14 protein-coding genes and 1 pseudogene are annotated in these 13,886 nt (G+C 53.3%); 10 read left to right on the top strand and 5 right to left on the bottom strand.

The window, feature by feature from the left end; all coding sequences use genetic code 11:
* The first annotated feature begins 68 nt into the window (after positions 1 to 68).
* Entirely contained in the window at positions 69 to 827 is a 759-nt protein-coding gene (gene loiP / locus AC534G_RS04115; protein ID WP_038633572.1) for a metalloprotease LoiP, read from the top strand.
* A gap of 185 nt (positions 828 to 1,012) precedes the next feature.
* Here the strand turns inward: loiP and speB are convergent, their stop codons facing one another.
* The 4 genes and pseudogenes from speB to yqgG all read right to left on the bottom strand — a co-directional run.
* Complete coding sequence (speB, locus tag AC534G_RS04110) at positions 1,013 to 1,933, bottom strand: agmatinase (protein ID WP_038633575.1); 921 nt, start codon at positions 1,931 to 1,933, stop codon at positions 1,013 to 1,015.
* A 164-nt stretch (positions 1,934 to 2,097) separates the two neighbouring features.
* A complete protein-coding gene (gene speA / locus AC534G_RS04105) occupies positions 2,098 to 4,074 on the bottom strand; it encodes a biosynthetic arginine decarboxylase (protein WP_496594503.1) in 1,977 nt (658 codons plus the stop codon).
* Between the two features lie 8 nt (positions 4,075 to 4,082).
* Positions 4,083 to 4,214, bottom strand: a complete 132-nt coding sequence (yqgB, locus tag AC534G_RS04100) for an acid stress response protein YqgB (RefSeq protein ID WP_064507034.1) — start codon at positions 4,212 to 4,214, stop codon at positions 4,083 to 4,085.
* A gap of 258 nt (positions 4,215 to 4,472) precedes the next feature.
* Positions 4,473 to 4,574: pseudogene (gene yqgG, locus AC534G_RS04095) on the bottom strand (small protein YqgG); the annotation flags it as partial.
* A gap of 417 nt (positions 4,575 to 4,991) precedes the next feature.
* On the opposite strand from yqgG, the gene metK reads away from it, so the two are divergent.
* From metK to ruvX, 8 genes are all read left to right on the top strand, one after another.
* Positions 4,992 to 6,146: a methionine adenosyltransferase gene (gene metK / locus AC534G_RS04090; RefSeq protein WP_006686850.1), complete on the top strand. Its 1,155-nt coding sequence runs from the start codon at positions 4,992 to 4,994 to the stop codon at positions 6,144 to 6,146.
* A gap of 402 nt (positions 6,147 to 6,548) precedes the next feature.
* Positions 6,549 to 7,943: a galactose/proton symporter gene (gene galP / locus AC534G_RS04085; RefSeq protein WP_110496887.1), complete on the top strand. Its 1,395-nt coding sequence runs from the start codon at positions 6,549 to 6,551 to the stop codon at positions 7,941 to 7,943.
* Between the two features lie 78 nt (positions 7,944 to 8,021).
* Positions 8,022 to 8,519, top strand: coding sequence for a SprT family zinc-dependent metalloprotease (locus AC534G_RS04080; protein WP_038633587.1), 498 nt, complete (start codon positions 8,022 to 8,024; stop codon positions 8,517 to 8,519).
* A 94-nt stretch (positions 8,520 to 8,613) separates the two neighbouring features.
* Complete coding sequence (gene endA / locus AC534G_RS04075) at positions 8,614 to 9,321, top strand: deoxyribonuclease I (RefSeq protein WP_038633590.1); 708 nt, start codon at positions 8,614 to 8,616, stop codon at positions 9,319 to 9,321.
* A 74-nt stretch (positions 9,322 to 9,395) separates the two neighbouring features.
* Positions 9,396 to 10,127 carry a 16S rRNA (uracil(1498)-N(3))-methyltransferase gene (rsmE, locus tag AC534G_RS04070; RefSeq protein ID WP_110496885.1) on the top strand — a complete coding sequence of 244 codons (732 nt, stop codon included), beginning with the start codon at positions 9,396 to 9,398 and terminating at the stop codon, positions 10,125 to 10,127.
* 12 nt (positions 10,128 to 10,139) lie between these two features.
* Positions 10,140 to 11,087 carry a glutathione synthase gene (gene gshB / locus AC534G_RS04065; RefSeq protein WP_038633598.1) on the top strand — a complete coding sequence of 316 codons (948 nt, stop codon included), beginning with the start codon at positions 10,140 to 10,142 and terminating at the stop codon, positions 11,085 to 11,087.
* A gap of 111 nt (positions 11,088 to 11,198) precedes the next feature.
* Entirely contained in the window at positions 11,199 to 11,762 is a 564-nt protein-coding gene (locus tag AC534G_RS04060; protein WP_032940453.1) for a YqgE/AlgH family protein, read from the top strand.
* Complete coding sequence (ruvX, locus tag AC534G_RS04055; RefSeq protein ID WP_038633601.1) at positions 11,762 to 12,178, top strand: Holliday junction resolvase RuvX; 417 nt, start codon at positions 11,762 to 11,764, stop codon at positions 12,176 to 12,178. Before AC534G_RS04060 ends, ruvX begins: the two co-directional genes overlap by 1 nt.
* Here the strand turns inward: ruvX and AC534G_RS04050 are convergent.
* Positions 12,175 to 13,155, bottom strand: coding sequence for a type IV pilus twitching motility protein PilT (locus AC534G_RS04050; protein WP_110496882.1), 981 nt, complete (start codon positions 13,153 to 13,155; stop codon positions 12,175 to 12,177). The two genes, ruvX and AC534G_RS04050, sit on opposite strands and share 4 nt — an antisense overlap.
* 17 nt (positions 13,156 to 13,172) lie before the next feature.
* On the opposite strand from AC534G_RS04050, the gene AC534G_RS04045 reads away from it, so the two are divergent.
* Positions 13,173 to 13,877 carry a YggS family pyridoxal phosphate-dependent enzyme gene (locus tag AC534G_RS04045; RefSeq protein WP_069324800.1) on the top strand — a complete coding sequence of 235 codons (705 nt, stop codon included), beginning with the start codon at positions 13,173 to 13,175 and terminating at the stop codon, positions 13,875 to 13,877.
* Positions 13,878 to 13,886 lie beyond the last annotated feature (9 nt).

Raw genomic sequence — 13,886 nt, 5'->3', positions numbered from 1 at the left:
TGAGCGTCGGTTAACCTGCAAACGACGCATTTTTTAGAATAATCCTGACTTTGTGCGGAAGAGAAAAAATGAAAATTCGCGCTTTACTGCTTGCTACGAGCATGGCGGCGGCATTGACCGGCTGCCAGAACATGGACTCAAACGGACTGCTTTCCTCAGGCGCAGAGGCTTTTCAGGCCTACAGCCTGAGCGATGCTCAGGTAAAAGCGCTGAGCGATCAGGCCTGTAATGATATGGACAGCAAAGCTACCATCGCCCCGGCTGGCAGCGAGTATGCAACGCGTCTTGGCAAAATCGCCTCCGCGCTTGGCGATAACATTAACGGTCAGCCGGTGAACTACAAAGTCTATATGGCGAAAGATGTAAATGCTTTTGCCATGGCGAACGGCTGTATCCGCGTATACAGCGGCCTGATGGATATGATGACGGATAACGAAGTCGAAGCGGTGATCGGCCACGAAATGGGCCACGTCGCGTTGGGTCACGTGAAAAAAGGCATGCAGGTTGCGTTGGGCACGAACGCGGTGCGTGCAGCGGCGGCCTCCGCTGGCGGCATTGTCGGCAGCCTGTCGCAGTCGCAATTGGGCGATCTTGGCGAAAAACTGGTGAACTCACAGTTCTCCCAGCGTCAGGAATCCGAAGCGGATGATTACTCGTATGATTTGTTGCGCAAACGCGGGATCAATCCGGCAGGCTTAGCCACCAGCTTTGAGAAACTGGCAAAACTGGAAGCCGGACGTCAAAGCTCAATGTTTGACGATCACCCGGCATCCGCCGAACGTGCGCAGCATATTCGCGATCGCATGAGCGCGGACGGAATTAAGTAATCTTCAAGCAGTGCCGGATGGCGGCGTGAAGCCTTATCCGGCCTACAGATTTCATCCCATTATCGGACGTAATTGGCGAAGTCAGTTTGGGCCCGGCCAGCGCACAGCCACCGGAGCGTACACGTAGTACGTGAGGATGGCGAGCACTGCCCGGACCCAAAATGACGAGTAAAATAGTCCGACTATTATTCGCCTTTCTTCGCCGCCTGGATATACAGCATTTCTAACGCTAACGTCGCCGCCGCCAGCGCGGTGATCTCAGACTGATCGTAAGCCGGTGCCACTTCCACCACGTCCATCCCCACGATATTCAGATCCTTCAGACCCCGTACCAGCTTGATCGCACGATCGGACGTCAGACCACCGATTACCGGCGTACCGGTACCCGGCGCAAACGCAGGATCCAGACAGTCGATATCAAAGGTCAGATACACTGGCATATCACCAACGATCTGTTTCACCTGGGCAATGACGTCGTCTACGCCGCGATCGTTCACCTGGCAGGCATCCAGTACGGTAAAGCCATTATCTTTGTCGAACTCAGTGCGGATACCAATCTGTACAGAATGGTTCGGATCGATCAACCCTTCATTTGGCGCAGTATAGAACATGGTGCCGTGGTCGAATTCGCAGCCGTTAGCGTAGGTGTCGGTGTGGGCATCAAAATGCACCAGCGCCATCTTACCAAAGTGCTTAGCGTGCGCGCGCAGCAGCGGCAGTGTGACGAAGTGGTCGCCACCGAAGGAAAGCATGCGCTTACCTGCAGAAAGCAGTTTCTCTGCGTGTGCCTGCAGTTTCTCACTCATTTCACGGGCATCGCCAAACGCATACACCAGATCGCCGCAGTCCACCACGTTCAGGCGCTCGCGCATATCGAAGTTCCATGGGAAGCGGTTGTGCTCCCACGCCAGGTTGGTAGAAACCTGACGGATTGCTGCCGGGCCATGGCGACCGCCCGCGCGGCCAGACGTTGCCATATCAAACGGTACGCCGGTGATCACCCAGTCGGCGTCGCTATCGTAAGGCATGAAATTCATCGGCAGACGTAAAAAACCAAAGGCGTTAGAAACCAGGGAGTTGTCGTATTGATGACCTAAGGTGCTCATGTGCTGACCTCTTGTAAAATCGGTGAAAAAAAATCCCCTCCGCGTCGTTAAGCCCGACGAGGAAGGGATTGATTTACGTGACTACTTGTATCGGCGAATTATCGCCGTTAATTTGTACGGATTCAAGTGAGCGCCGCAAACGCAGCGCCACCGGGAATTTACCGTTATTCATCTTCCAGATAGGTGTATCCGTACAGCCCTGCTTCAAATTCTTCGAGGAACTGTTGTTGCAACTCGGCGTCCAGATCGGTGTTTTTCACCTGATCACGGAACTGCGTCAGCAGCGTTTTCGGATCCAACTGCACATACTGCAGCATGTCCGCCACGGTATCGCCTTCGTCAGACAGCTCAACTTCCACGCTGCCGTCAGGGAAGACAAACACGTCAACGGCTTCGGTATCGCCGAACAGGTTGTGCATGTTACCAAGGATCTCCTGATACGCGCCGACCATAAAGAAGCCCAGCATCGGCGGGTTCTCCGGATCGTATTCCGGCATCGGCATGGTGGTGGCAATACCATCCCCGTCAACGTAATGGTCGATAGCACCATCAGAGTCACAGGTAATATCCAGCAGCACCGCGCGGCGCTCAGGCGCCTGGTTCAGCCCTTCCAGCGGCAGCACCGGGAACAGTTGGTCGATCCCCCACGCATCCGGCATTGACTGGAACAGTGAGAAGTTGACGTAAATCTTATCCGCCATCCGCTCCTGCAGCTCATCGATAATCGGGCGGTGCGCGCGGTTGCTCGGATCGAGTTGTTTTTGCACATTATGGCACATGTTCAGATAGAGCTGCTCTGCCCACGCACGTTCCTGCAGGCTAAAGGTGCCAGAAGAGTAGCCAACGTGAATATCGTGCAGGTCCATCTGGCTGTCGTGCAGCCATTCACGCAGCGAACGGCGCGTGCCCGGCTCGTGCATCTCTTGCCAGGTTTCCCACATGCTTTGCAGGGAGCGCGGCGCGTTGTCTGCCGGCGGCGTCGCTTCGGTAATTTCGCTACGCTCAACGCCAATGATGTTGGAGACCAGCACGGTATGGTGCGCGGTAACGGCACGACCCGATTCAGTGATCACTGTCGGGTGCGGTAGACCATGCTCTTCACAGGCGTCGCCAATCGCCCAGATAATGTTGTTGGCGTATTCGTTCAGGCCGTAGTTTACGGAGCAGTCGGACTGCGAGCGGGTACCTTCATAGTCCACGCCCAGGCCGCCGCCCACGTCGAAGCACTGAATATTCACGCCCAGCTTGTGCAGCTCGACGTAGAAACGGGCCGACTCACGCACGCCGGTGGCGATATCACGAATGTTCGCCATCTGCGAGCCGAGGTGGAAGTGCAGCAGTTGAATGCTGTCCAGACGGCCGCGCTCACGCAGAATTTCTACTAGTTGCAGTACCTGGTTTGCCGCCAGGCCGAATTTGGATTTTTCACCACCGGAGGACTGCCACTTGCCGGAACCCTGCGACGCCAGACGCGCACGCACGCCCAGACGCGGAACGACATTCAGGCGTTCAGCTTCATCCAGCACGCTGGCGATTTCAGACATCTTCTCGATAACCAGATAGACCTTATGGCCCATCTTCTCGCCAATCAGCGCCAGACGGATGTATTCACGATCTTTATAGCCGTTACAGACGATCACGCTACGGGTCATTCCGGCATGAGCCAGAACGGCCATCAGTTCAGCCTTGGAACCCGCTTCCAGTCCCAACGGTTCGCCGGAGTGGATCAGTGATTCAATCACGCGACGGTGTTGGTTGACCTTGATCGGGTAAACGAGGAAATAGTCACCGTTGTAGCCGTAGGATTCACGGGCGCGTTTGAACGCGGCGTTAATCGAACGCAGTCGGTGTTGCAGGATCTGCGGGAAGCAGAACAAAGCAGGCAGACGCTGGCCCTGCGCTTCACGGGCTTTCACCAACTCAGCAAGGTCAACACGCGCTTCTGGTACGTCCGGATCCGGGCACACGCTGATGTGACCCAGTTCATTGACGTCATAGTAGTTATTACCCCACCAGGCAATATTGTAAGTACGCAGCATCTTGCTGGCTTCCTCGGAACTCATTGCAACCTCCTGCATGGAGCGTAGTACACCGTGTTCGCCTGCTGACGAAGGCGAACCCAAAGAAATGTCGTCAGACATAGCGAACCTCAAATTTTATTAACAAGTGTAAAACAGTTGACTACTATCGCAATCCAAAGACGCGATAACAACCCAAATACAGGCAGAATTTCCAGCAGATAGTGCTGACGCTCCGACTGTGCGACCGGTTTCTTTTTCATATCATTGTAAACACGTAACCGAACGTACTGCTGACAGTTCGGCGAAACCACGAGAAAACTCTTGTTTACCAAGAGCGCCCTTGTTCAGTTCTTAGTGACCGTTACCGGCTCTTGAGTCCTGAGATACGCCGAGATGGGTATACACTTCATCCTTCATGCAGCCTCTTTGTTGGCTACGCGCATTCGCCCCAGTCACGTACTACTCGTACGTTCAGGGGACTCATTCATTTGCCGCCTCGACGCAGCATAAATGATTTTGTGTATATAACATCGACAGGTATGCAAAACAGAGATGCAGATTGCGGGGGACATATGTACACCAGAACGGTGCGACAGATTCAGCAGAATACAACGGTTCATTATCTCGTATCACCTCCACGGTTGCTCCTCACGGAGAACCCACAAGCCAAAGCTAAAGTTTTAACCCGGCTGGAAGTGGCAACACGATGAAAATGTCGTGTGCTTTTTGTATGAGCCGCGCGCCGCGTTTTATACCGACAACAGTACGAAAAAGCAAAAGATAAATGCACACATTGCCAGCACCGTCAGGAAAAATTTTCAGTTACATTTTCAGTACAATGCGACCTCAATCAAAAAAAGCTGGAAATCAGGCGAAGAACTGTCCTAAAATAGCCATCCAGATGTTAATCCATCTATACCGATTAACACTCAGACTGCCAGTGTCCGTCATCTGCAGACTCATGGTAGAATCTTCTACACATGGCTATCCCACTCGACAGTTTGAGCTAACCAAATTCTCCTTAGGTGAAATTAAATATGGCAAAACACCTTTTTACGTCCGAGTCCGTATCAGAAGGGCATCCTGACAAAATCGCTGACCAAATCTCTGATGCCGTGCTGGATGCAATCCTGGAACAGGATCCGAAAGCACGCGTTGCCTGCGAAACCTACGTCAAAACCGGTATGGTTTTAGTTGGCGGTGAGATCACCACCAGCGCATGGGTCGATATCGAAGAGATCACCCGTAACACGGTGCGCGAAATTGGCTATGTGCATTCCGACATGGGTTTTGACGCCAACTCTTGTGCGGTCCTGAGCGCAATTGGTAAACAGTCTCCGGACATCAACCAGGGCGTTGACCGTGCCGATCCGCTGGAACAGGGCGCGGGCGACCAGGGCCTGATGTTTGGCTACGCCACCAACGAAACCGACGTGCTGATGCCAGCCCCGATTACCTATGCTCACCGTCTGGTGCAGCGTCAGGCTGAAGTGCGTAAAAACGGCACCTTATCCTGGCTGCGCCCGGATGCAAAAAGCCAGGTTACCTTCCAGTATGACGACGGCAAAATCGTCGGTATTGATGCGGTCGTTCTGTCGACTCAGCACTCTGAAGATATCGATCAGAAATCGCTGCAAGAAGCCGTTATGGAAGAGATCATCAAGCCGGTACTGCCGACTGAATGGCTGAATGCTTCGACCAAATTCTTCATCAACCCAACCGGTCGTTTCGTTATCGGCGGCCCAATGGGCGACTGCGGTCTGACCGGTCGTAAGATTATCGTTGATACCTACGGCGGTATGGCTCGTCACGGTGGCGGCGCATTCTCTGGTAAGGATCCGTCTAAAGTTGACCGTTCCGCAGCCTATGCGGCCCGCTACGTCGCGAAAAACATCGTTGCCGCTGGCCTGGCTGACCGTTGTGAGATTCAGGTTTCCTACGCCATCGGCGTGGCTGAACCGACCTCTATCATGGTAGAAACGTTCGGTACCGAAAAAGTGCCTTCAGAACAGTTGACCCTGCTGGTGCGTGAGTTCTTCGACCTGCGCCCGTATGGTCTGATTCAGATGCTGGATCTGCTGCACCCAATCTACAAAGAAACCGCAGCCTATGGTCACTTTGGTCGTGAACATTTCCCTTGGGAAAAAACCGACAAAGCGCAACTGCTGCGTGACGCTGCCGGACTGAAATAATTCAGTCACGACTGAACGCTTATGCTTCTTAAGACCAGCCTCGGCTGGTCTTTTTTATGCCCATCTTCTCTCTGCCTCCCCTTTCCAGAACAGCGCTATTAATCCTCTTTTTGAACGAAAATGAAAGCGATTACATTAAGCTGTGTTTCCTCCCTTTTCTAATTAACATAACCTGGCCATCTCTTGTGCATCATTGTTACATTACTTTTCAGTATTGTCTTAATTCCAGGCAAGTAACTGTATCGTATTCTTATAAAAACCTTATCTTTCAAAGTCATAATTAATAATCACTATGAATGCCAATGTAAGCGATTACACTAATGTGATGTGATTCGCATTTTTTTACCCCGTACTCACCTACCCTTAACATCAACAAAACTAGCTACCCAACCGGAGGGCATCATGCCTGACAATAAAAAAACGGGGCGTTCCAACAAAGCCATGACATTTTTTGTCTGCTTTCTTGCAGCCCTGGCTGGATTACTTTTTGGCCTGGATATCGGTGTTATTGCCGGCGCTTTACCGTTCATCACCGACGAGTTTCAAATTACCCCGCACACTCAGGAATGGGTGGTGAGCTCAATGATGTTTGGTGCGGCTGTAGGCGCTGTCGGCAGCGGCTGGCTCTCCTTCAAACTGGGGCGTAAAAAGAGCCTGATGATTGGCGCGATCCTGTTTGTTGCCGGTTCATTGTTCTCCGCCGCGGCACCAAACGTTGAAGTGCTACTGGTTTCCCGCGTGCTGCTGGGCCTGGCCGTTGGCGTTGCGTCTTATACCGCGCCGCTGTACCTGTCCGAAATCGCACCGGAAAAAATCCGCGGCAGCATGATCTCGATGTATCAGTTGATGATCACCATCGGGATCCTCGGCGCTTACCTCTCCGATACCGCGTTCAGTTATAGCGGCGCATGGCGCTGGATGCTGGGCGTAATCATTATCCCTGCTCTGTTACTGCTGATTGGCGTTATCTTCCTGCCGGACAGCCCGCGTTGGTTTGCAGCTAAACGTCGTTTTGTCGATGCCGAGCGCGTTCTGTTGCGTCTGCGTGATACCAGCGCTGAGGCCAAACGCGAACTGGATGAAATTCGTGAGAGTCTGCAGGTTAAACAAAGCGGCTGGGCGCTGTTTAAAGAAAACAGCAACTTCCGTCGCGCAGTGTTCCTTGGCGTGCTGTTACAGGTGATGCAGCAGTTCACCGGAATGAACGTCATTATGTATTACGCGCCAAAAATCTTTGAACTGGCGGGTTATACCAACACCACCGAGCAGATGTGGGGAACGGTTATCGTTGGCCTGACCAACGTGCTGGCAACCTTTATCGCCATTGGTCTGGTTGACCGCTGGGGCCGTAAACCTACGCTGATTCTTGGCTTTATCGTTATGGCGGTGGGTATGGGCGTGCTGGGCACCATGATGCATGTGGGTATCCACTCCGCTGCCGCCCAGTACTTTGCCGTGCTGATGCTGCTGATGTTTATCGTTGGCTTCGCAATGAGCGCCGGTCCGCTGATTTGGGTACTGTGTTCTGAAATTCAGCCGCTGAAAGGCCGCGATTTCGGCATCACCTGCTCTACCGCAACCAACTGGGTTGCTAACATGATCGTCGGCGCAACCTTCCTGACGATGCTGAACTCGCTGGGCAGCGCTAACACCTTCTGGGTCTACGGCGGCCTGAACGTCCTGTTCATCTTCCTGACCCTGTGGCTAATCCCGGAAACGAAAAACGTCTCTCTGGAACACATTGAACGTAACCTGATGAAAGGTCGTAAACTGCGCGAAATTGGCGCACACGACTAATCACTCAAGGCTTCCTCCCCAGGCGGGAGGAAGCCTTCCTCTTGCAGTCCCTTCCCTGTCGCACTATCCTCTGGCGTTATGAAAACCTCCCGACTTCCCATCGCCATCCAGCAAGCCGTTATGCGCAGCCTGCGGGAAAAACTCGCCCAGGCCAATCTCAAGCTGGAACGTCATTACCCGGAGCCAAAGCTGGTTTACCAACAGCGCGGAACCGCCGCAGGTACGGCGTGGCTACAAACTTACGAAATCCGCCTCAACCCGGTGCTGCTGATGGAAAACGTCGATGCGTTCGTTAACGAAGTGGTCCCCCATGAACTGGCGCATTTGCTGGTGTGGAAGCACTTTGGCCGCGTCCCGCCGCACGGAAAAGAGTGGAAATGGATGATGGAGAGTGTGCTGGGCGTCCCGGCCCGACGCACGCATCAGTTTGAGCTGCAATCCGTGCAACGTAAAACCTTTGCTTACCGCTGTAAGTGCCAGGAACATCACTTGACCGTTCGCCGCCATAACCGTGTTGTTCGCGGTGAAGCTACCTACCGCTGCGTCCATTGCGGCGAACCACTGGTTGCAGAATAATATTCAGAATTATCAGGAACCTTTCTGATCTAGCTGATTGCATACAAGAACAACTTTCGCTACGTTGCGGGCTCGTTTTGACACGGAGTTCGTGATGTACCGTAATCTTTCTTTTGCCGCAGCCATGTTAGCCGCTGCGTTTTCTGGCCCGGTGTTAGCCGAAGGTATCAACAGTTTTTCTCAGGCGAAAGCAGCAGGCGTCAAAGTTAACGCCGATGCGCCGGGCGATTTCTACTGCGGTTGTAAAATTAACTGGCAAGGTAAAAAAGGGCTCGTTGACCTTGAATCCTGCGGCTATAAAGTGCGAAAAAACGAAAACCGCGCCAGTCGTATCGAATGGGAACATGTTGTCCCTGCCTGGCAGTTTGGCCATCAGCGCCAGTGCTGGCAGGACGGAGGACGTAAAAACTGCGCCAAAGATCCAGTCTATCGCCAGATGGAAAGCGATATGCATAACCTGCAGCCTGCAGTGGGTGAAGTAAATGGCGATCGCGCAAACTTTATGTACAGCCAGTGGAACGGTGGCGAAGGCCAGTATGGGCAGTGCGCCATGAAGGTTGATTTCAAAGAGAAAGTTGCCGAGCCGCCAGCCCGCGCCCGCGGCGCTATCGCACGCACCTATTTTTATATGCGCGACCAATACAACCTGACGCTCTCCCGCCAACAAACCCAGCTTTTTAATGCCTGGAACAAGCAATATCCGGTTACCGACTGGGAGTGTGAGCGCGACGAACGCATTGCGAAGGTACAGGGGAACCATAACCCCTATGTGCAACGCGCTTGCCAGGCGCAAAAGAGCTAACCTACACTAGCGGCAATATTTTTAACCATGCCCTGGCCTTTCGCAGCCCAGGGCCATGACGCGGATGTTTAACTATGCGCATTCCTCGCATTTATCACCCTGAACCACTCGCTTCCGGCAGCCAAATTTCACTGTGTGAAGATGCCGCCAACCATATCGGTCGTGTGCTGCGTATGGGACCAGGCCAGGCGTTACAGCTGTTTGACGGCAGCAATCAAATCTTTGACGCCGAAATCACTCTCGCCAGCAAGAAAAGCGTTGACGTGAAGGTGCTTAACGCCGAACTCGACGATCGTGAATCGCCGTTGCACATCCATCTGGGCCAGGTGATGTCGCGCGGCGAAAAAATGGAATTTACTATCCAGAAATCGATCGAACTGGGCGTAAGCCTCATTACGCCACTTTTTTCTGAGCGCTGCGGCGTTAAACTGGACAGTGAACGCCTGAACAAAAAGCTCCAGCAGTGGCAGAAAATCGCCATTGCCGCCTGCGAACAGTGCGGTCGTAACCGGGTGCCTGAAATTCGCCCGGCAATGGATCTGGAAGCATGGTGCGCTGAGCAGGACGAAGGGTTGAAACTGAACCTGCATCCTCGCGCCAGCGCCAGCATCAATACGCTGCCGCTGCCGGTAGAGCGCATCCGCTTGCTGATTGGCCCGGAGGGTGGGCTGTCGGCAGATGAAATTGCCATGACCGCACGTTATCAGTTTACTGATATTCTGTTAGGACCTCGCGTTCTGCGTACTGAGACAACTGCGCTCACCGCCATTACCGCGCTACAGGTGCGTTTTGGCGATCTGGGCTAACGGAGAAGAACAATGATCAAGCTCGGCATCGTGATGGATCCCATCGCAAGCATCAACATCAAGAAGGATTCCAGCTTCGCTATGCTGCTGGAAGCACAACGTCGTGGTTACGAAATTCACTATATGGAGATGGCCGATCTTTATCTGATCAACGGTGAAGCCCGCGCCCGTACGCGGACCCTGAGCGTAGAGCAGAACTACGACAAATGGTATGAGTTCAAGGGCGAGCAGGATCTCCCGCTGGCCGATCTGGATGTGATTCTGATGCGTAAGGATCCGCCATTTGATACTGAGTTCATTTACGCGACCTATATTCTGGAACGTGCAGAAGAAAAAGGGACGTTAATCGTCAACAAACCGCAGAGCCTGCGCGATTGTAACGAAAAACTTTTTACCGCATGGTTTGCCGACCTGACGCCAGAAACGCTGGTCACCCGTAACAAAGCGCAGCTAAAAGCTTTCTGGCAAAAGCACAGCGACATCATTCTCAAGCCGCTGGACGGCATGGGCGGCGCATCTATTTTCCGTGTGAAGGAAGGTGACCCAAACCTCGGCGTCATTGCCGAAACGCTGACCGAACATGGTACTCGCTACTGCATGGCGCAGAACTATTTGCCAGCGATTAAAGACGGCGACAAACGCGTACTGGTTGTGGATGGCGAACCCGTTCCGTACTGCCTGGCGCGTATTCCGCAGGGTGGTGAAACCCGTGGCAACCTGGCCGCCGGTGGTCGTGGCGAGCCGCGTCCATTAACCGACAGCGACTGGGAAATTGCCCGCCGCATTGGGCCCACGCTGAAAGCGAAGGGATTAATTTTTGTCGGTCTGGATATCATTGGCGATCGCCTGACGGAAATTAACGTCACCAGCCCAACCTGTATTCGTGAGATTGAAGCAGAATTCCCGGTTTCAATTACCGGTATGCTGATGGATGCCATTGAGGCACGTTTGCAAAAATAAAAGTACTCGCCGGTAGAAGGGATCCTACCAATACTCATAGTGACAGCGCTCGTATTTGTACGCATACTGGGCGCTGTTGCTTTTTTGAACCAGGAAACAGAACCTCTGACAATGAATTTACAGCATCACTTTCTTATTGCCATGCCTGCTCTCCAGGATCCGATTTTCCGCCGTTCCGTGGTGTATATCTGTGAACACAATGAGAACGGAGCAATGGGGATTATCATCAATAAACCTCTGGAAAACTTACAAATTGAAGGGATTCTGGAAAAGCTGAAAATTACACCTGAAGCACGCGATCCGGCTATTCGTCTGGATAAACCGGTGATGCTCGGCGGACCGCTGGCGGAAGACCGTGGGTTTATTCTGCATACCCCGCCGTCACGCTTTGCATCCAGTATCCGCATTTCAGATAACACCATCATCACCACCTCCCGCGATGTATTAGAAACCTTAGGTACGCAGGAGCAACCCTCTGAGGTGCTGGTTGCGCTAGGCTATTCATCATGGGAAAAAGGCCAGCTCGAACAAGAACTGCTGGATAATGCCTGGCTTACGGCCCCCGCCGATCTCAACATCTTGTTTAAAACGCCGATTGCCGACCGCTGGCGCGATGCGGCGAAACTTATCGGGATAGATATTCTGACCATGCCTGGCGTGGCGGGACATGCCTGATGAGCGGAACATTACTCTCTTTCGACTTTGGTACCAAAAGCATTGGCGTTGCGATTGGTCAGCGTATTACCGGTACCGCGAGACCCTTGCCCGCGATCAAAGCACAGGACGGTACGCCGGACTGGAATTTGATTGAACGTCTGCTGAAAGAGTGGCAGCCGGACGAAATCATTGTCGGCTTACCGCTCAATATGGATGGCACCGAACAACCCCTTACCGCACGCGCACGCAAGTTCGCTAACCGTATTCACGGTCGTTTTGGCGTTACCGTGACGTTGCATGATGAGCGTTTGAGTACCGTCGAAGCCCGCTCCGGCCTGTTTGAGCAAGGCGGATACCGGGCACTGAATAAAGGTAAAGTGGACTCCGCTTCTGCCGTTATTATTCTCGAAAGCTATTTCGAGCAGGGCTACTAAAGCCGTCCCTGCGCCTGGCGCTGCTGCAGGCTTTGCGTAAACGTCTGCATGCCTGTCTGTTGCCCGGTTTGCATTATGCCGGGTAGCTGATGCGTTTTCCCTTCACGGATCAGGTTACCAACGGCGGGCGTGTTGATGAGCAGTTCGAATAGCGCCACGCGTCCTCCCTGCTTATCTTGTTCCAGCTTTTGCGAAAGCACTGCCCGCAGGCTGTCTGCCAGCTGATTACGCACCGGATCTTTCTCAGGTGCAGGAAAGGTATCCACCAGCCGCGCAATAGCCTGAGCCGCCCCCCGCGTGTGTAACGTTGCCAGCACCAGATGCCCGGTTTCCGCAGCCGTTAACGCCAGACGAATGGTTTCCACGTCGCGCAGCTCGCCCAGCAAAATGACATCAGGATCTTCGCGTAGCGCGCCGCGCAAACCGGCGGCGAAAGAAGCGCAGTGTACGCCCACCTCCCGTTGTTGAATGAGACAACGCTGGCTGGTGTGACGATATTCAATGGGATCTTCCAGCGTCAAAATATGTCCCGCGACGTGCTGATTAAGATATGCCACCATCGCCGCCAGGGTCGTTGATTTACCGCTGCCGGTAGCGCCGGTCACCAGAATTAATCCATTTTCACTGTGCAGCAGCTCAGGTAAGGCGGCGGGAGTCTGGAGATCATCCAAACATGGGCAATCAAGCGGCAATAGCCTTAGCGCCAGAGAGATTCCCTGCTGATGAACAAATGCGCTCGCACGCAGACGCCGTGAGTACGCCAGCGTAATGGCAAAATCCAGCTGCCCCTGTTTCTGCCACTGTACCTGTTGTTGCTCACTGAGCCAGCACATCAGCAACGTCTCTACGTCAGGCGTGGTAAACGGCGCGATTTCGACATTTCCGCGTATGCGCCAACGCGCAGGCCATGCATTGCACAGGTGTAGATCCGACACGTTATGCTTTACACTAAGGGCCACTATTTCTTCCATATTCATATGAACATCCTCGGAAAATGAACGATATCGCGCATAACCTGGCACATGTCCGGGACAAAATCTCAGCCGCCGCGACGCGTTGCGGGCGGTCTTCAGAAGAAGTTACGTTGCTTGCAGTCAGTAAAACCAAACCTGCGAGCGCCATCGAAGATGCCATTGCCGCAGGTCAGCGAGCCTTCGGTGAAAATTATGTTCAGGAAGGGGTGGATAAAATTCGCTACTTCCGGGAACAAGGCGTCAACGATCTGCAGTGGCATTTTATCGGCCCACTGCAGTCCAACAAAAGCCGTCTGGTCGCTGAACATTTTGACTGGTGTCATACGATTGATCGTCTGCGCATCGCTACCCGTCTGAGCGAGCAGCGTCCGGAGGAACTACCGCCGCTGAATGTGCTGATACAGATTAATATCAGCGATGAAAACAGTAAGTCGGGTATTCCGCTGGCAGAGCTTGATGCACTGGCCGCTGAAGTCGCCGCATTGCCGCGTATTAACCTGCGTGGTCTGATGGCAATTCCGGCGCCTGAGTCAGATTATGTAAGGCAGTTTGAAGTTGCACAGCAAATGGCTGTAGCATTTACCGGGTTGAAAACACGCTACCCAGGCATCGACACCCTCTCACTGGGGATGTCTGATGATATGGATGCCGCAATTGCGGCGGGTAGCACGATGGTGCGCATTGGCACCGCCATTTTTGGTGCTCGTGATTACACTAAAAAATAAGGAAAACTA

Source organism: Citrobacter sp. CRE-46 (assembly GCF_059615875.1).
Note: the sequence above shows the minus strand (reverse complement) of the source record. Positions and strands in the feature narration are given on the sequence as shown.

Bases quoted from the DNA above. Each gene is read 5' to 3' on its own strand.
- loiP (WP_038633572.1), top strand. From the start codon at position 69: ATGAAAATTCGCGCTTTACTGCTTGCTACGAGCATGGCGGCGGCATTG.
- speB (WP_038633575.1), bottom strand. From the start codon at position 1,933: ATGAGCACCTTAGGTCATCAATACGACAACTCCCTGGTTTCTAACGCC.
- speA (WP_496594503.1), bottom strand. From the start codon at position 4,074: ATGTCTGACGACATTTCTTTGGGTTCGCCTTCGTCAGCAGGCGAACAC.
- yqgB (WP_064507034.1), bottom strand. From the start codon at position 4,214: ATGAAAAAGAAACCGGTCGCACAGTCGGAGCGTCAGCACTATCTGCTG.
- metK (WP_006686850.1), top strand. From the start codon at position 4,992: ATGGCAAAACACCTTTTTACGTCCGAGTCCGTATCAGAAGGGCATCCT.
- galP (WP_110496887.1), top strand. From the start codon at position 6,549: ATGCCTGACAATAAAAAAACGGGGCGTTCCAACAAAGCCATGACATTT.
- AC534G_RS04080 (WP_038633587.1), top strand. From the start codon at position 8,022: ATGAAAACCTCCCGACTTCCCATCGCCATCCAGCAAGCCGTTATGCGC.
- endA (WP_038633590.1), top strand. From the start codon at position 8,614: ATGTACCGTAATCTTTCTTTTGCCGCAGCCATGTTAGCCGCTGCGTTT.
- rsmE (WP_110496885.1), top strand. From the start codon at position 9,396: ATGCGCATTCCTCGCATTTATCACCCTGAACCACTCGCTTCCGGCAGC.
- gshB (WP_038633598.1), top strand. From the start codon at position 10,140: ATGATCAAGCTCGGCATCGTGATGGATCCCATCGCAAGCATCAACATC.
- AC534G_RS04060 (WP_032940453.1), top strand. From the start codon at position 11,199: ATGAATTTACAGCATCACTTTCTTATTGCCATGCCTGCTCTCCAGGAT.
- ruvX (WP_038633601.1), top strand. From the start codon at position 11,762: ATGAGCGGAACATTACTCTCTTTCGACTTTGGTACCAAAAGCATTGGC.
- AC534G_RS04050 (WP_110496882.1), bottom strand. From the start codon at position 13,155: ATGAATATGGAAGAAATAGTGGCCCTTAGTGTAAAGCATAACGTGTCG.
- AC534G_RS04045 (WP_069324800.1), top strand. From the start codon at position 13,173: ATGAACGATATCGCGCATAACCTGGCACATGTCCGGGACAAAATCTCA.